Source organism: Janthinobacterium sp. GW460-12-1-14-LB5, assembly GCF_059423585.1.
Genome location: NZ_JBWKYD010000027.1, coordinates 37,286 through 55,785 on the forward strand (window position 1 = coordinate 37,286; position 18,500 = coordinate 55,785).

Here is an 18,500-nt window from a genome sequence, read left to right on the forward strand (position 1 = left end):
AAAGGGCGGTAAACGTCCTTCTTCTTGCCGCGCTGATTTGTGCATGCCTGTTCGATAATGGTGGTAATAAATTCCCATAAGCAACGGAATTAACCCGAATAAGCGAGAAATCATGCAAGCACAGCAAAATCAGCGCCAGGCCGCCTCCCTCACCGTCGCGTATTCCGCCGACGATGAGTTCGACCAGGACAGCATCGTTTCGCTGCATGATTTCAAGGACCTGGAGCGCAAGGCGGAAGCGCCGGCTGTCGCCATCACGCCCGAACCGCAAGCCGAGCCGTCAGCCGAAGCCGACATCAAGGCGCCCGCCGCCGAACGCCAGAAAATGGAATTGAAAGCCATCCACGAGGCGATTGCCCGCGTGGAAGCGGAAGCGAAGGCCACCTGCGCCGCCGAGAGCCGCGCGCTGGCCGAGGCGCGCGTGCGCTCGCTGGCCGAGGACCGCGCCGCCATCGACGCGGCCGCCGCCGCCGCCGCGCAGCAGAATGCGCAGGCCGCCGAAGAGGCGATTGCCGCCAACCGCGAACGCCTGGACACCATGCGCGCCGCCGCGCAAGCCAGCGTGGCCCGCCTGGAAGCCGTCAAGCAGGAAACGGCCGAACTGCGCGCCCGCGTGGAATCCGATAATGAAATCCGCCTGGCCGCCGAACAGCGCGCCCGCGCCGAGCAGGAAAGCCGCTTGCGCGCCAGCGAGCAGGTGGCGGTGCAGTCGGAACTGGCCGAGCAGGCCGCCCGCGCCGCCGAGGAATTGCAGGTGCAGACGGAGCAGGCGCGCCTGCAGGCCGTCGAGCGCGTCGCCGCCGTGCAGGCGGCCAAGGAAGAAATGGTGGGCATCGCCTCGGCGGACGCCCGTGTCGCCGTGCTGGCCCGCGAACGCGAGCGCCACGCCCACGGCGCGCGCCAGACGGCGCAGATGCTGGCCGAAGCGGAAAGCGAAGCGCTGGACTTGACGGTGCAGCGCGAGCGCGCCGACCAGATCGCGCTGGAATCGGCCTTCAACCGCGCCGCCGCCGAAGTGCGCGCCCTGGAAGAAGCGCGCGCGCTGGCGCACCTGGAGCAGGAACGCGAAGCCATCGCCCTGGCGCAGGCGGAATCGGAGCGCCATGCGGCGCAATCGCTGCGTTTGCGCCTGCAGACGGAAAAGGAATTGCGCGACGCGGCCATCCACCGCGAGCGCCTGGAAATGGTCGCCGTGGCCAGCGCGCAGGCGCGCCGCGATGCCGACGTGCGCATCCTGGCAGCCACCGAGGCGCGCATCGAGGTGGACCGCCAGCTGCGCGCCGTGGCGCTGGCCCGCGTGACCGCCGAACAGGACGCGGAAATCGCCGGCCACGCCAAGCTGGAAGCGGAAACGGCCGCACTGGAACAGACCAAGGCCCGCGAAGCGGCCGAGCAGGCAGCCGCCGTGGCGGCAGCCCGCGAACTGGAAGAACAGCAGCGCGCCGCCAGCCTGGCGCAGGAACGCGCCGGACTGGCGCGCCAGGCGTCGGAACTGGCCGCCAGCCAGAACGAAGCCGAGCAGGCCGAAGTCGATGCCGGCAAGGCGACTTTGGCCGCGCAGGCGCAGGCAGCGCAACTGGCGCAGGAAAAAGCACGGCAGGCGGAGCAGTTGCAGCAGGCGGAGCAGGAGCGCCTGACTGCCGAACAGGCCGCCATCGCCGCCCTGAAAGAAAAACTGGAAGCGGAAGCGCTGGCGTGCAACGCGGCGCAGGAGCGCATCGCCGCCGAAGGCGCGCAAGCGGAACTGCTGCGCGGCCAGCACGCCGCCGAACAGGCTTTGCGGGAAGCGGCGCAAAAGGAAGCCGACGCCATCCGCATCCTGATGGACCAGGCGCTGGTCGAAGGCGAAAAAAAGGCCGCTGCCGCGCAAGCCGTGCAGGCGCAGGCGCGCCTGGCCGTGGAACTGGGACAAGTGCATAGCGAGCGCGCCCGCGTGGAAGAAGACAAGGCGCAAGCTGCCGAAGCGCTGCTGGCATCCGAGCGCGATTTCGTCGCGGCCGAGCGCGAGTCGCTGGCGCTGATCGCGCAAAAACTGGTGCAGCAGCGCCAGACGACGGCCGCCGAGGAACGCGCGTCGAACGCCATCGCCGGCCGCCTGGAAGCGGAAAAGCAGGCGACGGCGGCTGCCGAAGCGCGCGCCGGCATGGAACAGCAGGCGCTCGACGCCATGCGCCAGCGCGAACAGCTGGAACTGGCTGCGCAGCAGGCCGCCAGCGAGAAACTCGACGCGCAGCAAGCCTTGCTGGCCAGTGCCCAGGCACATGCGGCCCTGCAGCGCAAGGCGGCCGACACGACGCGCGCGATGGCCGAGGCCAAGCAGCAGTTGCTGGAACGGGATACGGAGCGCGCGCAGCAGCAGGAGCGCGAACTGGCGGCCCTGCGCGCCAGCCTGGAGCAGCCGCAAACCGTCTTTTCCAGCTCCTTGAGCGCCGCCCGCGCGAAAGCCGAACAGGTGAGTTCGGCCAGTCTGACGCGCGAAGTGATCGAGCGCCTGACGCAGCCTAACGAAGCTGGCGCCGTCTGGCGTTCGCGCTGAGAGCCTGAAAACCCGATAACAGCCGGGGTCGGACCCTCAGGGTCCGACCCCAGTCCCAGGTTTGGGTTGCGTCCGTATTCCCATCAAAACTTCCGTCCCACCCCCACCAAAATCACATCCGCATCGCGGTGATAATCGGTGATGACCCGGTTCCACGCCACGTGCGCCACCCAGCGGCGGTCGACGTGGTAGCGGGCCACGGCTGACAGCAAGCCCGTCAGGCGCGTGCTGTGGCCCTGGGTGTCGCGTCCATCCCATGCCAGGTAGGGGCCGCCGCCCATGCCGAATTCCACCTTTTCATTGAGCGAGCGGATCAGCCACAGCTGGGCGGCCACGCCGCGCCGGTGCGCCAGGTCCGTGTCGCCTTCATCGAGGGCGGTGACGGTCCAGTCCACGTATTTTCCCGCCGCGCGCCGGTATTCCAGCGTGAACGGGCGCGAGGACTCCGAGCGCAAGCTGTTGACGATGGTGTGGCCTGTCGATAAGGTCAAGGTGTCGTCGTGCGCCCAGTTCTGCAAGTGCAGCTTGGCGCCCGGCACGCCGTCATAGCGGTAGCCCGCGCCGATCAGCAGGTGCGTGGTGTTGTCCTTGCCGTCGGGCTTGATGCGGTTGAGCTGTGCCTGCGCATACCAGCGGTTGTCGAACTGCCAGCGCGCCTGCAGGCTGACGATGGAACCCCAGCCATGGTCATTGTCGAAATTGTGCAGGCCGTCGTCGGTCCTGGCCGTATCGAAGAAAAAATAGCGGCCCGCGCCGGCGCCCAGCATCAGCCCCTGCTCCACCTTTTTCGTGCGCAGCCAGAACTGGCCCGCCATGCCGTCGCGGTGATGGTCTTGCGGATGGCCCTCATTGATGTAGGACAGGCTCATGGCGTTGTAGTCGCCCACCGGCTGCGTGTAGCTGACGGCGGCGACAAAGGTGCGCTCCTTGGTCGAACTGACTTTCAGGGCACCGGCCATGCCGGAGATGTCCTGTGCCTGGGCGGACAGGGGGAGCGAGGCGGCCAGCAAGGCCAGGGCGGCGGGGCGTATGCGCATGGTATTTCCGGTCGTGGTGATGCTCGCTAACGGCGGGCTGGCTGGACGTACTGCGCTAGCGCAAGCATCGCGTGTTTTTACTACAGCAATGAACAGTTCCAGTCAGAACTAATTGCGATAGTGTATAAGAAAGCGGGAATGTGTGAGGCGCGCCATGCGGCTGGAGAGCGGGGAGGGGCGCCGGCGCGAGTGTGGCTGGCCGGCGCGATGCTGCTGGAATGACGGTATTACTGACTCAGGACGACTTTATCGGCAAAATATTCCGTCTCGCCGAAGCATTGCGTGGGCACGCCCTTGTGCTGGCTGTAGGTGACGAGGATGCGCTTGCCGGCCGCGGCCGTCAACTGCTTCGCCACTTCCTCGTCGCGCACGCTGAACTGGAATTTTTCCGGGATGGTGCCGGGCAGCGCCGTCAGCAGCAATTCCCCTTCCCACGTCTTGCAAATCCAGCCCCGCTTGGAGAACTTTTGCAGGTAGCCCGCCCGTTCGCCTTCCGAGTACGAGAAGCTCAGGGCCATCCACGTGTAGGCTGCCAGCAGCAGGAAGCCGCCCACGAGGAAGATGGCGAAGGCGAAGGTGACTTTTTTGGTCGTAGGGGTCATGTTAAGGGGTGATTTGTTTAGTTGGAGAAAGAGTTAGTCTTTCCGGCCGGCTTTCCAGTTCAGGCCAAAGTTATATCTTTCATCCATGGCCTGGTGCGCCGTGATTTTACCTTGGCCGCCGAAGTATTCCACCAATTTTGTCACCTGCAGGTTGCCGCCGTGGTTTTCCAGCATGGCGATGGCGCACATGGCGTGCTGGCTGTCGCTGTCGAGGCGCACTTCCACCGTCGGCTGGCCCGGGATCTCGATCGTCACGACGCCATCCGTGGCGGCCCAGTTCGGCACGCCCTCGTAGATGAAGGCGTAGACGAGCACGCGCTTGATCTGGTCGAAATGGGTGCCGTTGATGAAGATGTTTTCGCCGCTGCTGACGCTGCCCGTGCGGTCGTCGCCTTCCAGGTGGATGTACGGCGGGCGGTCGTAGGCGCCCCAGCTGTTGCCCAGCGCCTGCACGGCGCTCTTGGCGCCATTGCTCATTTCGAACAGGCAGCCGATGTCGAGGTCGATGCCGCCCGAACGGCCGGCCGGTTTGTTGAACAGCTTGCCGAGGAAGCCCGTGTCCAGTTTCGAGGCGGGCGCCTGGCCTTGCGACGCGTTCTGGTTCCAGTTCAGGTTGACGCGGATGCGGCCATAGCCGCCGCTGTCGCGCTTGTCGAGCGAGATCTTGTCGCCGCGCTTTTCCAGGCGAATTTTTGAGAGCGAGATTTTATTCGCCGGCGGCGGGGCCGCTGGCGCCGGCGCAGGCACGGGAGCCGGCGACGGAGAAGATTGCGCTGCCTCGCTGCCGCCGAAGTGCTTCAGCAGCGCCGCCAGGCCGCCCGCGAAACCCTGGCCCACGGCGCCGAAGCGCCAGCTGCCGTCGCGGCGATACAGTTCACCGATGATGACGGCTTTCTCATCCTGGAAGTCCGTGCCCGTGAAGGCAAACGTGGCTGCCTGGCCCAGCGCCATGCTGGAATTGCCCAGCGCGCGCATGCTGCCCTGTTCCGTCGCCGCCGTGAAGACCAGCTTGTCGATCGAGGCGGGCAGGCGGGAGAGGTCCACTTGGAAGGTGGAGCGGGGGCCGTTCAAGTCCACCGTGACGGCGTTGTCCGGCGCGCTTTTCTGGTTGTAGAACACCATGTAGCGGTCGTCCGACAGCTTGCCGGCCGCATCGACGCCGAAGCAGCTGACGTCCACTTCCATCGAACCCGATACGATATCGAGCGTGACGGCAAACGGGCCATTCAAGCCCAGGTCAGCCAGTTTGCCTTTTTGTCCGCGTGTGAAATTGGTCATGGTCGTGCAATCCCTTCGTCGCTTGAGAGTTGAGTCAATGAGATAGTCGGCAGGTGCGCGGCGGCGTTGTCGGCCGCGTGGCGGATGCCGAACAGGCGCGCCTGCTCGATGATGCGCAGGGCCCAGCTGCTGTGCGTGGCCACTTCGCACATCGATTCCTGCATGCGGAACACGGCCGGGCTGTCCGGGTCGATGATGCGCAGCGCCAGCTCGATGTCCGACTGCGCCACCTGGTAGTGGCGCTCGATCTGCGGCACCTGGTCAGGGTGGATGGCCGTCTTGGCGATCATGCCGTGCGCCATGTCCTGCGCCACTTCGGCGTCGAGCCAGCTGCCCTGCGACAGGTGCTCGAAGACGGGCGCCGTCAACTGGAATCCGTGCGGCTTGAAGATCGTCACCAGGCGGCCGATGACCTGCCCCAGCGGCGTCTGGTAGATGGTGCCGCTGGTGGGGCGGCGCAGGCCCAGCAGGGCCAATAAATCGTTGCCGCCGATGCGCAGGGCCAGGATGCGGCGCCGCACTTCCGGCGCCGACAAAATGATGCGGAACTGCTTCATTTCCTCGTCGTCGAACACTTCCGCCGTTTCCAAGGTCGGCATCAGCAAATGATGCGTGTGGCGCACGAGGTCGAAATACGCGGCGAAGTTGTGGCGCGTCGATTTCGGCAGCACGAAGCCGCTCAACTTGTCGGCGCCCGGCATGGCCAGCACGCGCGCCAGCACCTCAAGGTTACGCACGCGCACGAAGCGCAAGGTATCCGATTCGTCGGCCATGTTTTGCAGCGCCAGCGACAGGTTGAACAGCGCGTAACTGAGGTCGCGTTCCGCGATGGCGTCTTCGGTGCAAAGGATGACCGAACGCAAATGACTGAATTTGTCGCCATTGGCGATCGCCAGCAAGTCCTTGTGCGTGGTCGGCACATACATGGAGGCGCCCAGCGCCGCTTTATGCTCACTTTGTGGGTGTAGGGAGTTGTTATCCATCGACTGCGCTCCTGATAAGGGCGACCGCCTGGTAAGGCAGTGCCGGTTCTACTGTAACGGGTATGGCTTTTTCCTGCGCCAGAAGCAGCAAATGTGCCACGTCCGGCGCATTCGTGTCGCGCACGATCAGGCGCTCGGGCACGCGGCGCAGCAGCACGCGCGTCGCTTCGCCGATGCCTGGCTTGATCAGATTGATGTCGCTGATGCCGTATTGCTGCTGCGCGGCCGCCATGTAGGCTTGCGAGCGGGCCGCCATGGCTGGCGCATCGCTCGCTTCGGCCAGCGGGATGCCGCTGCTGGCGGCAATCGCCATGGCGTCGGCCACCAGGCCGTCGGCGAAAGCGCGCGACTGGTCGTGCTGCTCGAACTGCGCGTAGTACACGCAGCCGTGGAAGTCGCCGGGGCCGATGGCTTCGTTGAGCACGGAGCGGCTGACCAGGCCCGAAACGGTGGCATTCAAGATGCTCGACGGGATCAGGTAGTCGCTGGCCGAGGCGGCGCAGGCGGCCGTGCCGGCCAGGTCGGACAGCACGAACAGGCCGCCGTCTATCGCCGTGCCATTGGCCGCGTTGAAATCGTGGACCGTCTGGCGCAGTTCGCGCGAAATCACGCCCTTGCCCGTCCAGCCGTCGACGAAGACGAGGGATTCAGCTGCATGGCCCTGCGCCAGGATGTGCTTCAAGGCGTTCGCATCGATGCCGCGGTCGCGGATGATGGAGACGGAATAGTGGCTGCATGCGCGCTGGAATACCTGGCGCAGCAAGTGGCCCAGGATGACGCCCACGGGCGTGCCGGCGCGCGCCAGCGACACCAAAGTGATGGGGCCAGTGCGGCGCGCCGCAATCAGGGCGGCCAGGCGCAGGCAGTCGCGCGCCATCTGCAGGCGGTTGGCCGCGAACGCGCTCTGGAACAGGGCCAGGTAGGCGGGCGAGGGCAGGGACTCCGGCGACAGCATTTCACTGTAGTGGCGCTGGCCCGACTGGATCAAACGCTCTTTTTCTGCCAAATCGAGAATCGGTTCGAGCGCCATCGGCGTGAGCAGAAACTCCACGTCTTCCTGGCGGTAGCTGCCGCTGAAATGCTGCGTGTCTTGCGTCATAGCGCCGCCACCGTGAGTGCCGCCAGCTGGGTGCCGTTGGGGATGATGGCGTAGTCGCAGGCGGCCATGAAGCGCGCGTCCGAGCGGCTGTCGCCCATGCCGAAGCTGACGATGGGGCCATGTTCGGCTTCCAGTTCCGCGCGCAGGTAAGCCACGGCGCGCGCCTTGTTCAGGGTTTTTGGCAGCACGGCCAGGTTGTTGCCGTTGCGGTGGATGAAGTAGTCGCTGCCTTCCGTGGCGATCCACTGCTGCAGCACTTGCTCTTCGATGTCGGCCAGGCGTTCGCCGCGTGCTTCATGGTCCTTGACGACGATGTAGAACGGCGTGTTGTAGTCTTCGATCAGGCGCGCGCGCGAGGGCATGCCCGTCTTGATTTGAAAATCGTCGATGATGCGCATGGCGTCCCGCAGGCCGGGCAAGGCCGTCTGCATGTCGTTTTGCATCAGGGCCAGCCAGCCCGCGTCGAGCGCGCCGCCCGGCTGCAGCACGATGCCGCCGTAATCGAGCACGCTGTAGCTGGTAAACGGCAGGTCGACGCGGCGGAAGGCGTCGCCATTCCTCGCCGTGGCGGGGATCAGGGTCATGCCGCTTTGCGCGAAATCAAAGAAGGCGCGCTGGCGTGCCGTCGTAAACGAGCAGGCGTCGCCATTTTTCAGATAGGCGGCCGGCTGCAGGTCGGTCTCGCCGGGGCATTTTTTCGGGGTCTGGAACAGTGTGTCGTCCAGATCAACAAACAGGAATTTCTTCAATTTGGGTCTCTGACTGAAAGTGGAACAGGCGGCCATTCAACTGGCCGGCGAGTTGCATGAGGGCCGGGCTGGCCGGGGTTTCATGGCAGATGAACACGTGCTGGTACTGGCCAGGCGCCACGTTGTACAGGTAATTGGCGATGCCTTCGCCGTAATTGTCGTCGCAGTGGACGATATGGCCGACGGAGCCCCACGACAAAATGGGCGAGCGCGTGGTCGATTGCACCACCACGTTCTTGCCCAGCGCTTCGAGCTCGCGCGCCAGCAAAAACGACGGGTGCATGAATTCGCCCGTGCCCAGCACCAGCACGGAGTCGCTGGCGCCGATTTCCTGCGCCAGCTGCACCGCCAGGCCTTGCGGCGGCACCAGGGCGCGTCCCACGCCGATGCGCCCGAAGGCGGGGCTGGCGCCCCGTTCCGCATTCGCCTCGAAGCGCTGCGCGCTGGCCGCCACGGGAGCAGGCGCAGCGCCTGCCTGGAAGGCGTACTGGCCGGACAGCGCCGCGCCGATGGTGGTGGGCAGGCCGAAACGCTCACTCAAGCCCGCGTTGGCGGCCTGGCCCATGAAATTGGTGATCACGCCCAGGTGCAGCTTTTCCAGCTGCGGATAGCGCGCGCGGCACACCTGCACCAGGTTGGCGAAGGTGTTGCCGGTCGATGCTTCATCATCGATCAGCACCAGGCTGCGCGCCGTGGAAAACAGCGCGCTGGCCGCGTCGGACAAATGCAAAAACTGGCGCGGGGCGTGGCTGTGCGATTCCTCGAATTCGAAGAAGGGCACCGTGCCCACGCGGTAGCGCGAGCTGTGCAAAAACAGCGCTTTTCCATTCGGGTTGGCGCGCAGCCACGCCTCGAACACGCCCTGGCCCAGGCCGACGGCTGTTTCCGCCATGGCGATGAAGACGACGGGACCGGGCAGGCTGGGGGGGATTTGCGCGGCCAGGTCGTCGTGGATGGCTTGCATGGCGCGCGGCGTGACGGGCCAGTGCTTGCCCAGCACCTTGGACAGGAACAAAAAGCCCCGCTTGGCGTTGGCGCGCGCGGCAAAGCCGATCAGCCAGTCCAGCGGAAAGCGCGCCTCGTCCACTTTCAGGGTCAGCTCGCCCGTGGGCATCTGCTGCTTGACGAGGTTCATGGCAGCTCCACGGCGCAGGCGGCTTCGCCCACGCGCATGCCTTCGCGGATGGCGGGCACGGCGAGCTTGTCAAAGCCCTGGTCGAAGCCGGCCAGCGCCAGGTAGGGCAGGTTGGGGCCGGCCACACACGCCATGCCGATGCCGCCCGACATGCGCGGGTTGATTTCCAACAAAGCCAGGCCGTTCGCGCCTTCGCGGAACTGGATGTTGAAGACGCCGTTCAGGCGGTAGTCGCGCGCCAGCTTGTCGCAGGCGGCCAGCAAGTCGTCGCGCAGTTCGATCAGCTGGCCGCTGCCGCCCCCATGCAGCTTCTTGCGCGGCACGGCGCAAATGAGCTTGCCCTGGTCGGCGACGCAGTCGGCGCTGTATTCGTGGCCATCGAGGTATTCCATCAGCAGCAGGGTTTTAAATGTACCCATCTGCGCCAGGCCGTTGCGCAGCTCTTGCGCATTGATCTGATACGCGGCGCCGGCCAGCAGCAACTGGGCGCTGGTGCGCTCTTCATCGAGTATGGCAAAGCCCAGCGCATACACGGATTCGGACGGTTTGATGCACAGCTTGCGATGCAGCGGGCGCAGTTCGGCGTAGGCGGCGTCGTATTCCGCGATGGTGGTCACGGCGCGGTAGTCGGCCGGGCGCGCCATGGGCAGGTCGAGGCCTTCGCAGAAGCGCGCCTTGTCGTGCATCAAGGTCAGTGTCTCTTCGCTGGCCACGCTGAGCACGCGCGTGCCGATGGCGGCGAAGCGCGCGCTGGCGCTGCCGATCAGGCCCGCTTCCTTGCCGGGCCAGAAAATCGTGATATCGCGCTCGCGGCAAAATTCCAGGCACCACTCGACATAATTGTGGCCCGTCAGTCCCGACGGTTCGACCACATATTCGTGGGCCGACAAAAAGGCGGCCGCATGCGCATTCGTATTGCTGCACACGATGTGATAGCGCGGCGCGCCATTGGTCGCGGCAATATCGGCTTCGCGGATCAGGCGCATGGCCGTGCCGACCGAGGAAAATGTTTTGTTGAACCAGACTCTTTGCATGTACGGGGACCGGGTGGAAATAGGGGGAAGCGGCGCGCAGGTGCGCGCGCGGGCAGTGTAGCCAGAAAAACTTAACCTGGCCTTATAGAGAGGGAATCAGCCGGCCTTGCCGCTGGCCGTCCATTTGAGGAATGCATCGCGGTTGCGCGAGCAGATGAACACCTTGCCCGAGCCGGAAAAGCGCAGCACGATGCCTTCGCCGCTGGTCACGCTGTTGACGATATTGCCGAGGAAGCCGCCGATGCCGCCGCCGCTGGCACCGCCGCCCGTGGTCACGGAAATCTCGTATTTCAGGCTATTGTCCCAGCACACCACGTGGGAATTGTCGATCACGACGTCCTTGCCCGGTTCGACGTCGAGCTGGAACATGGAGCCGAAGCCCGACACCACCACTTGCCCCGTGCCGGCCGTCTCCATGACGAAGAAGCCGCCCGACTGCGCGAACAGCGCGTTGCCGATGCTTTGCGTGCGCACCTTCATTTCCGTGCCCGAGGTGGCGGCGACAAAGGCGCCGTCGTTGAGCAGGTACTGGCGCGCGCCCACGTCGACCACTTCGATGGCGCCCGGCAGGGTGGGCGAGAGCAGGCAGTCGCCGCTGCCGCGCACCGCTTCGATATGCTGCTGGAAGAACGATTCGCCGTTGGCGAAGCGGCGCATGATGGCGCTGCCCAGGCCGCCCGTCATTTTGCCCTTCAAATCGAGCGCCGTTTCCATCATCACCATCGCATCGGATTCGCAATAGATGGTTTCGCCCTGCTTCATGCTGACGTGGAGGAAGGGATCGACGTCGCCCGTGACACTAAATACTGGCATGATAAATCTCCAAAAAAAAGCCGCCTGAGGATATTCAGGCGGCTGCGTTTAGCTCATGAAAAAAATCAAGCGTTGACGCCGAAAGAACGGGCGAGGGGGCCCAGGCCGCCGTTGAATCCCTGGCCGATGGCCTTGAATTTCCATTCGCCGTTGTAGCGGTAGATTTCGCCAAAGATCATCGCCGTTTCCGTCGAGCTGTCTTCGGACAGGTCGTAGCGGGCGATTTCTTTTTCGCCTTCCGCGTTCAGGCAGCGGATGAAGGCTTTCGAAACCATGCCGAAGTTCTGGCGGCGGGCGTCGGCGTCGTGGATGGTGACGGTGATGCTGATACGGTCGATGTCGGCCGGCACGCGGGTCAGGTCGATTTCGATGCGTTCATCGTCGCCTTCGCCTTCGCCCGTCGTGTTGTCGCCCGTGTGCACGACGGAGCCGTCGGTCGACTTCAGGTTGTTGTAGAAGATGAAGTCAGAGTCGCCACGGACTTTGCCGTCGCTTTTCAGGAGGAAAGCGCTACCGTCAAGGTCGAAGGTGGCGCCGTCCGTCGAACGAGGATCCCAGCCGAGGCCGACGATGATCTTCTTCAGGTTCGGTGCTTCCTTGCTCAGGTTGACGTTGCCGCCTTTTTGCAAACTGATTGCCATGTGGTGCTCCTTAAAAAATTAAACTCGATCATGCATTCATGGGATGAGCGCATGAGACGCTCGTGCCATTACTCTCTCAATTGGGGGCGGAACCCCCGATTTCAAGCTTGTGCCGCGTGCCGTTTGCGATAACGCAAGGACGACCACAGCGAGACCAGGATGAAGGCCACGCCCGACAGGCCCGTGAACCACTCCGGAATATGGTACTTGACGGACGCCAGCATGATCAGGGCGAGGATGCCGATCGCATAGTGGGCGCCGTGCTCGAGGTAGACGAATTCGTCCAGCGTGCCCTTGTGCACCAGGTACACCGTCATCGAGCGCACGAACATGGCGCCGATGGCCAGGCCCAGCATGATGATGACGACGTCGTTGGTGATGGCGAACGCGCCGATCACGCCGTCAAAGCTGAACGAGGCATCCAGCACTTCCAGGTACAGGAAGCCGCCGATGCTGCCGCGCGCCACCGTTTTTACCAGGCCGCCATTGCCGTTTTTGGCCAGCGCGGCTCCTTCTTCCTCGTCATCCTGCAAGTCCGGTTCGCCTTCTTCCAGCAAGCCGCTGATCCAGTTCACGCCGATGTAGACGGCGATGCCGACGATGCCCGAGGCGAGCACGCTGTACTTGGCTTCCGCGGGGCCCATCGCCACGCAGGCGGCCACGGCGCCCATGGTGATCAGTACGGCCAGGCTTTCCGTGCCCAGCGCGTTGACTTTTTCCTCGGCCCAGCCCAGCCAGTGCAATTCTTTCTCGTCGTCGAACAGGAAGTTCAGGAACACCAGCAGCAGGAAGGCGCCGCCGAAGGCCGCCACTTGCGCATGGTTGTCCGTCAGGTGCTTGGCATACACATCGGGCGTGGTGGTGGCCATGGTCCACACGTCGACCAGGCCCAGGCCCGTGGCGACGGAAACGATGACCAGCGGGAACAGCAGCCGCATGCCGAAGACGGCCACGAGGATACCTACCGTGAGGAACAGTTTTTGCCAGAATTCATTCCAGTGGCGCAAGACCGAGGCATTCACCACGGCATTGTCGAACGACAGCGACACTTCCATGACGCCCAGCACGCCCGTGATCCACAGGGCATTGATCAGGCCGGACATGCCGCCATGGCTGTAACCCCACCAGCCCGACACTGCCATCAGGATAAAAGTGACTAAAAAGGAAATTCTGAAATGCCGCATGAGTACCCCGTTGCAAGTATGAAAGACGTTTGATTATCCGCGCCGCTGTGCGCGCCGCACTCAGTGTTGATATACGTCAATTGTTGTATATGCCATGATTTTATATTAGTTGCCGCCGGGGGCGGCGTTTTATAGACCGGCAACAGACAGTTCTGCTGGCGCGGACGATCTGCGATAATTGCGGCGCGCCCATCCGGCTGCCGCAGTTTCTTACACACTCTCGACATATATATAAGAAGGAATACCCCGTGGATATCGCTTACCTCGTCACGCCCCTGATCACCTGGATCCTGGTCGGACCGATCAAATTCCTGATCAACAGTGTCCGCACGCGGCAATGGGCGTTCGGCCTGGTCGGCAATGGCGGCTTTCCCAGCAACCATAGCGCCGTCGTTTCCAGTATGGCAACCCTGATCGCCTTGCGCGAAGGCATAGGCCATCCCGCCTTCGGCGTGGCCGTGACCCTGGCCTTCATCGTCATCATCGACGCCAACAGCCTGCGCCAGCACGTGGGCAAGCAGGCGGCGGCCATCAACCGCCTGGCGGGGGAGGCGGTCAGCGCCGCACATAAGACCTTGCGCGAGCGCATGGGGCATACCCTGGTGGAAATCGCCGGCGGCCTGTGCACGGGCGTGGCGATCGGTTTCCTGATCAATTCCGTGTTTGCCCGCTAAGCATTTTTTTCCTGAAACACAAAACCCCGCTTCAAGGCGGGGTTTTGCGTTTCAGGGCGTAAAAACTACGTTTCATCCATTGATTAAAGCATTACAGGAAACCGCCGATTGACATGCCCAGACGCGCTCATGGATACTTTGGCGCTTGTGGTTTTAATAAAAATAAATGCCTGCCATCGCTTGCCGGCCCTATCCGGGCCATCGGGACGGTCGTGGCGCTATCTATCCGGAGAATTACCCATGTTGCGCAAAACCCTGTTTGTTCTGGCAATCGCTTCTGCCCTGGCCGCCTGCGGCAAAGAGTCCAAAGATCCCGGCAAGGGCGGCAAGAATGCCAAGGAGCAGGCGGGCGCTGCCGTCAATCTGCTGGTGTCCCCGGAAGACTTGCTGACCATCCAGAGCAATGCGCTGGCGTCCGGTCCCGTGATCACCGGTTCCGTGCAGCCCGAGCGCAACGCGGATTTGCGCGCCGAAGTATCGGCCGTGGTGATCCAGGTCATGAAGGAAAATGGCGAAATCGTCAAGCGGGGCGACGTGCTGGTGCGTCTGGACGAAACGTCCATCCGCGACAGCCTCAATTCGGCCGAAGAAGCCAGCCGCGCCGCCAGCCAGGTGCTGGAACAGTCCGAACGCATGTTCCAGCGCATGAAAACCCTGCGCGCCTCGGGCATGACGTCGACGCAGGCGCTGGAAGACGCGGAAATCCGCCGCAACAATGCGCAGAGCGACTTGTCCGCCGCGAAGAGCCGCGCCGCCCAGGCGCGCCAGCAGCTGCAGCGCACGCTCGTGCGCGCGCCGTTCGACGGCATCGTGAGCGAGCGCAAGGTATCGAATGGCGATACGGCGCAAATCGGCAAGGAATTGATCAAGGTCATCGATCCGACCAGCATGCGCCTGGAAGGCCTGGTATCGGCCGACAAGATCGGCGTCGTCAAGGTGGGCCAGCCGGTGTTGTTCCGCATCAATGGTTATCCGGGACAGGATTTCGCGGGCAAGGTGCGCCGCGTCGACCCTGCCGCCAACACCGTCACGCGCCAGGTGGCCGTGCTGGTCGATTTCAACGACAAGGAACAGCCGCGCGTGGCCGGCCTGTATGCGGAAGGCCGCATCGAGACGGAAACCGTCAGCGCGCTGATGATCCCCGACTCGGCCCTGGTGAAGGCGGGCGACGTCACGTACACGTGGAAAGTCAAGGACAAGGCCTTGCATAAAGCCACGCTGCGCATCGGCGCGCGCGACGTGCGCACGGGCCAGTGGGAAGTGCAAAGCGGCCTGGCCAGCGGCGACACCGTGCTGCGCACGCCGGGCTCGACCTTCAAGGATGGGCAGAAAGTGGAGTTGACGGCCGCCAAGGCCGTGCCAGCCGCCGCCGTGGCCAGCAGCAGCACCGCCGTTGCCGGTAAAGGAAACTAAGCCATGTTCCTTTCCGATTTCAGTATCAAGCGGCCCACCGCCACCATCGTCCTGATCCTGGCCATGATGTGCGTCGGTTTGCTGGCGCTCAAGAAATTGCGCGTCAACCAGAATCCGGACGTCGAAGTGCCGTTCATCGTCGTCAGCATTCCTTACCCTGGCGCATCGCCCGATACGGTCGAGCGCGAAGTGGTGAACCGCCTGGAAAAGTCGCTGCAAAGCATTTCCGGCGTGACCGAAGTCAACAGCGACTCGAATGAAGGTTCGGCCAGCATCTTCCTGAAGTTTTCCTTCAATACCAATTTGATCGAAGCGTCCGACAATATCCGCAATGCGATTGCCGCCGTGCGCTACAAGTTGCCGACGGAAATGCGCGAACCCATCCTGCAGCGCATCGACCCGGCCGCCGAACCGATCATGCAGCTGGCGCTGTCGTCGAACTCGCAAAGCCATGCGGAAATTTCGCGCCTGGCCGAAGACGTGCTGTCGGACCGCTTCCGCACCGTCGACGGCGTGGCGCTGGTCAACGTGGGCGGTTCGCTGAAGCGCGAACTGTCCGTGCTGCTGCGGGCGGAAAAGTTGCGTGAATACAATGTTTCCGTCAGCGACGTCGTCACCGCCTTGCGCAACCAGAACACGAACGCGCCCGTGGGCAAGGTGCGCGGCACCCTGGACGAGAAAAGCATCCGCCTCGTGGGCCGCATCGAGTCGCCAGCCGACTTCGAAAAAGTGGTGATCAAGCGCCGTGGCGAGGAAATCGTGCGCCTGGCGCAAGTGGCCACCATCGAAGATGGCTTTGCCGAAGTCAACAGCCTGAGCATGCGCAGCGGCAAGCCCAACGTGGGTATTTCGATTACCCGCGTGCGCGACGCCTCCACCGTCAGCGTGGCCAACAAGATCCGCGACATGGTAGCGGAAATCAACAAGACCTTGCCGAAAGGCACGATCCTGCAAGTGACGCGCGACGGCGGTGAAAACGCCCAGCATAGCCTGAACAACGTGATCGAATCGCTGGTGCTGGGCGCCGTGCTGACGATCTTCGTCGTCTACGCCTTCCTGAACTCGTGGCGTTCGACCCTGATCACGGCGCTGAGCCTGCCCACGTCCGTGATTGCCGCCTTCATCGCCGTGTGGCTGTGCGGCTTTACCCTGAACTTCATGACCCTGCTGGGCCTGTCGCTGGCCATCGGCGTGCTGATCGATGACGCCATCGTCGTGCGCGAAAACATCGTGCGCCACATGCAGATGGGCAAGGACCGCCGCACGGCTGCGCTGGAAGGCACGGCCGAGATCGGCATGGCCGTGGCCGCTACGACCTTCTCCATCATCGCCGTCTTCATTCCCGTCGCCTTCATGCCGGGGATCTCCGGCGAATGGTTCCGTCCGTTTGCCTTGACGGTGACGTGCTCGGTGCTCGTCAGCCTGGGCATCTCGTTTACGCTCGACCCCATGCTGTCGGCCTACTGGGGCGACCCGGTCGAGGAACATGCGGCGCCGAAAAAGGGCATCGGCCGCGTGCTGGAGAAATTCAACCACTGGTTCGACCACCAGGCCGACCGCTATGGCCGCGTGATCGCCTGGGCCCTGCATCACCGCCGCTGGATGGCCGTGATCGCCTTCGGCAGCCTGGTGGGCGCCATCGTCCTGCACTCCACGCATGGCGGCACGAGTTTCTTGCCGGCATCCGATTCCGGCAATCTGATGATCAATGTGCGCACGCCATCGTCGAGCAGCATCGAGTATTCGCGCTTGAAACTGGAAGCGGCGGCCGTGCTGGCCCGTACTTTGCCTGAAACCAAGGATACCAACAGCTCCATCAATGCCGGTGGCGGCCGCGTGTATGTCGACATCGGCAAGCGCAACACCCGCAAGCGTTCGGCCAAGGAAATCGCCGTCGAGCTGCGCGAGAAGATGTCGCGCCTGGTGGGCGCCGAATACGTGGTGCAGGATGACTTGAGCAACGGTTCGCAAAAGCCCATCCAGGTGGAATTCACTGGCCCGGATTCGCGCAAGCTGATGGAAATCACGAATGCCTACATGGACAAGCTGCGCGCCATTCCCGGCGCCGTCGACGTGGGCTTGTCGGAGCAGGACCCGAAGAACGAGCTGCAGATCGAGCTCAACCGTGGCCTGGCCAACTCGATGGGCATTTCCGTCAATGACGCGGCGCAATCGCTGCGCGTGGCCTTTGCCGGCGTGGAAGTGGGCGACTGGGTCGATCCGACGGGCGAAACGCGCGACGTGGCCGTGCGCCTGCATCCCGACGACCGCGTGGCGTCCGAGAACATCGAGCGCCTGCCGATCAGCGTGACGGGCACGTCGCAAATGGTACCGCTGGACCAGATCGCCACCATTACCATGGGCAAGGGCCCGTCCGGCATCGAGCACAAGAATGGCAAGCGCACGATCACCGTGTCGGCCAATGCGCAGGGCCGTTCGAACGGCGAAGTGACGAGCGATGCCATGAAACTGGCCAACTCCATCGACTTCCCGCCCGGCTACGGCCTGGCGCTGGGCGGCGCGGGCCAGGACCAGCAAGAGCTGTTCACGGAAATGCTGATCGCGCTGGTGATGGGTATCGGCCTGATGTATTTGATCCTCGTCATGCAGTTCGGTTCCTTTACGGCGCCCGTGGCCGTGATGATGTCCTTGCCGCTCAGTCTGATCGGCGTGGTGGTGGCGCTGGTGATTACCAACAACACCCTCAACCTGATGAGTTTTATCGGCATCATCATGCTGATGGGCCTGGTCGCCAAGAACGCCATCCTGCTGCTCGACGCGGCGCGCAAGCGAGAAGAAGAAGGCCATGGCCGCGAGGATGCATTGATGTATGCGGGCCGCATGCGTCTGCGTCCCATCCTGATGACGACGTTCGCGCTGATCGCCGGCATGTTCCCCGTGGCGCTGGGCCTGGGCGAGGGTGGTGAGTTCTACCGTCCACTGGCGATCGCCATCATCGGCGGCACCATCACCTCGACGATTCTGACCCTGCTGGTCGTGCCGACCTTCTATGACAGCATCGAAATCGCCCGCGATGGCGCCGTGGCCAAGTTCCACCGCCGCGCCGCGCGCATGCCCGTGGCCGTGGCCATGATATTGACCTTGCTCGAATGCGTGCTGACCCTGCTGATGGTGCGCTTCGTCTACCGCATGCTGAAGAAGGCCGTGCTGTTCGTGATGGGCCGCCGCGCGCCGAAGGCGGCGTCGGTCAGCCTGCAAAAGTAAGTCAGGCAGCCTCGGCTGCGCAATCCTTGTGCCAGGTCAAAGAGCCTTCTTCGGAAGGCTCTTTTTACGTCTGGTGCTCTACAATCGTAGAACGGGC

At 63.6% G+C, this 18,500-nt stretch carries 15 protein-coding genes; 4 read left to right on the top strand and 11 right to left on the bottom strand.

Features of this window, described 5'->3' with window-relative positions; all coding sequences use genetic code 11:
• Positions 1–112 precede the first annotated feature (112 nt).
• Positions 113–2,536, top strand: coding sequence for a coiled-coil domain-containing protein (locus AC07X6_RS23730; RefSeq protein ID WP_494792576.1), 2,424 nt, complete (start codon positions 113–115; stop codon positions 2,534–2,536).
• Between the two features lie 83 nt (positions 2,537–2,619).
• On the opposite strand, the gene AC07X6_RS23735 is transcribed toward AC07X6_RS23730, so the two are convergent.
• From AC07X6_RS23735 to AC07X6_RS23785, 11 genes are all read right to left on the bottom strand, one after another.
• The gene (locus tag AC07X6_RS23735) at positions 2,620–3,573 is read right to left on the bottom strand and encodes a hypothetical protein (protein ID WP_494792577.1); all 954 of its coding nucleotides are present in this window, start codon (positions 3,571–3,573) and stop codon (positions 2,620–2,622) included.
• 227 nt (positions 3,574–3,800) lie between these two features.
• Positions 3,801–4,175 carry a DUF8785 domain-containing protein gene (locus AC07X6_RS23740; protein WP_494792578.1) on the bottom strand — a complete coding sequence of 125 codons (375 nt, stop codon included), beginning with the start codon at positions 4,173–4,175 and terminating at the stop codon, positions 3,801–3,803.
• Between the two features lie 33 nt (positions 4,176–4,208).
• Positions 4,209–5,453 carry a TerD family protein gene (locus AC07X6_RS23745; RefSeq protein WP_494792579.1) on the bottom strand — a complete coding sequence of 415 codons (1,245 nt, stop codon included), beginning with the start codon at positions 5,451–5,453 and terminating at the stop codon, positions 4,209–4,211.
• Complete coding sequence (locus AC07X6_RS23750; protein WP_474290075.1) at positions 5,450–6,436, bottom strand: HpcH/HpaI aldolase/citrate lyase family protein; 987 nt, start codon at positions 6,434–6,436, stop codon at positions 5,450–5,452. Before AC07X6_RS23750 ends, AC07X6_RS23745 begins: the two co-directional genes overlap by 4 nt.
• On the bottom strand, positions 6,429–7,535 hold the full coding sequence (locus AC07X6_RS23755) for a cysteine protease StiP family protein (RefSeq protein WP_494792580.1): 1,107 nt from the start codon (positions 7,533–7,535) through the stop codon (positions 6,429–6,431). The genes AC07X6_RS23750 and AC07X6_RS23755 overlap by 8 nt, the downstream gene beginning before the upstream one ends.
• On the bottom strand, positions 7,532–8,284 hold the full coding sequence (locus AC07X6_RS23760; protein ID WP_230542288.1) for an HAD family hydrolase: 753 nt from the start codon (positions 8,282–8,284) through the stop codon (positions 7,532–7,534). The genes AC07X6_RS23755 and AC07X6_RS23760 overlap by 4 nt, the downstream gene beginning before the upstream one ends.
• Complete coding sequence (locus tag AC07X6_RS23765) at positions 8,262–9,419, bottom strand: phosphoribosyltransferase domain-containing protein (RefSeq protein WP_494792581.1); 1,158 nt, start codon at positions 9,417–9,419, stop codon at positions 8,262–8,264. Before AC07X6_RS23765 ends, AC07X6_RS23760 begins: the two co-directional genes overlap by 23 nt.
• The gene (locus AC07X6_RS23770; RefSeq protein WP_494792582.1) at positions 9,416–10,453 is read right to left on the bottom strand and encodes an ATP-grasp domain-containing protein; all 1,038 of its coding nucleotides are present in this window, start codon (positions 10,451–10,453) and stop codon (positions 9,416–9,418) included. Before AC07X6_RS23770 ends, AC07X6_RS23765 begins: the two co-directional genes overlap by 4 nt.
• A 96-nt stretch (positions 10,454–10,549) precedes the next feature.
• On the bottom strand, positions 10,550–11,266 hold the full coding sequence (locus tag AC07X6_RS23775) for a TIGR00266 family protein (protein ID WP_035826041.1): 717 nt from the start codon (positions 11,264–11,266) through the stop codon (positions 10,550–10,552).
• 65 nt (positions 11,267–11,331) lie between these two features.
• Positions 11,332–11,907 (bottom strand): TerD family protein, encoded by a 576-nt coding sequence (locus AC07X6_RS23780; protein ID WP_046682304.1) that lies wholly within the window; start codon positions 11,905–11,907, stop codon positions 11,332–11,334.
• Positions 11,908–12,008: 101 nt separating this feature from the next.
• Complete coding sequence (locus AC07X6_RS23785; protein WP_494792583.1) at positions 12,009–13,091, bottom strand: DUF475 domain-containing protein; 1,083 nt, start codon at positions 13,089–13,091, stop codon at positions 12,009–12,011.
• 248 nt (positions 13,092–13,339) lie between these two features.
• Between AC07X6_RS23785 and AC07X6_RS23790 the strand changes: the two genes are divergently transcribed.
• The 3 genes from AC07X6_RS23790 to AC07X6_RS23800 all read left to right on the top strand — a co-directional run bounded on the left by AC07X6_RS23790 (position 13,340) and on the right by AC07X6_RS23800 (position 18,403).
• Positions 13,340–13,765 carry a divergent PAP2 family protein gene (locus AC07X6_RS23790; RefSeq protein ID WP_230542284.1) on the top strand — a complete coding sequence of 142 codons (426 nt, stop codon included), beginning with the start codon at positions 13,340–13,342 and terminating at the stop codon, positions 13,763–13,765.
• A 240-nt stretch (positions 13,766–14,005) separates the two neighbouring features.
• Entirely contained in the window at positions 14,006–15,178 is a 1,173-nt protein-coding gene (locus tag AC07X6_RS23795) for an efflux RND transporter periplasmic adaptor subunit (protein WP_494792584.1), read from the top strand.
• Positions 15,179–15,181: 3 nt separating this feature from the next.
• A complete protein-coding gene (locus AC07X6_RS23800; RefSeq protein WP_494792585.1) occupies positions 15,182–18,403 on the top strand; it encodes an efflux RND transporter permease subunit in 3,222 nt (1,073 codons plus the stop codon).
• Positions 18,404–18,500 lie beyond the last annotated feature (97 nt).

What these genes read in the sequence shown, in the direction of transcription:
- AC07X6_RS23745 (WP_494792579.1), bottom strand. Translation starts at nt 5,453, where the DNA reads ATGACCAATTTCACACGCGGACAAAAAGGCAAACTGGCTGACCTGGGC.
- AC07X6_RS23785 (WP_494792583.1), bottom strand. Translation starts at nt 13,091, where the DNA reads ATGCGGCATTTCAGAATTTCCTTTTTAGTCACTTTTATCCTGATGGCA.
- AC07X6_RS23775 (WP_035826041.1), bottom strand. Translation starts at nt 11,266, where the DNA reads ATGCCAGTATTTAGTGTCACGGGCGACGTCGATCCCTTCCTCCACGTC.
- AC07X6_RS23770 (WP_494792582.1), bottom strand. Translation starts at nt 10,453, where the DNA reads ATGCAAAGAGTCTGGTTCAACAAAACATTTTCCTCGGTCGGCACGGCC.
- AC07X6_RS23730 (WP_494792576.1), top strand. Translation starts at nt 113, where the DNA reads ATGCAAGCACAGCAAAATCAGCGCCAGGCCGCCTCCCTCACCGTCGCG.
- AC07X6_RS23755 (WP_494792580.1), bottom strand. Translation starts at nt 7,535, where the DNA reads ATGACGCAAGACACGCAGCATTTCAGCGGCAGCTACCGCCAGGAAGAC.
- AC07X6_RS23800 (WP_494792585.1), top strand. Translation starts at nt 15,182, where the DNA reads ATGTTCCTTTCCGATTTCAGTATCAAGCGGCCCACCGCCACCATCGTC.
- AC07X6_RS23795 (WP_494792584.1), top strand. Translation starts at nt 14,006, where the DNA reads ATGTTGCGCAAAACCCTGTTTGTTCTGGCAATCGCTTCTGCCCTGGCC.
- AC07X6_RS23740 (WP_494792578.1), bottom strand. Translation starts at nt 4,175, where the DNA reads ATGACCCCTACGACCAAAAAAGTCACCTTCGCCTTCGCCATCTTCCTC.
- AC07X6_RS23765 (WP_494792581.1), bottom strand. Translation starts at nt 9,419, where the DNA reads ATGAACCTCGTCAAGCAGCAGATGCCCACGGGCGAGCTGACCCTGAAA.
- AC07X6_RS23780 (WP_046682304.1), bottom strand. Translation starts at nt 11,907, where the DNA reads ATGGCAATCAGTTTGCAAAAAGGCGGCAACGTCAACCTGAGCAAGGAA.
- AC07X6_RS23735 (WP_494792577.1), bottom strand. Translation starts at nt 3,573, where the DNA reads ATGCGCATACGCCCCGCCGCCCTGGCCTTGCTGGCCGCCTCGCTCCCC.
- AC07X6_RS23750 (WP_474290075.1), bottom strand. Translation starts at nt 6,436, where the DNA reads ATGGATAACAACTCCCTACACCCACAAAGTGAGCATAAAGCGGCGCTG.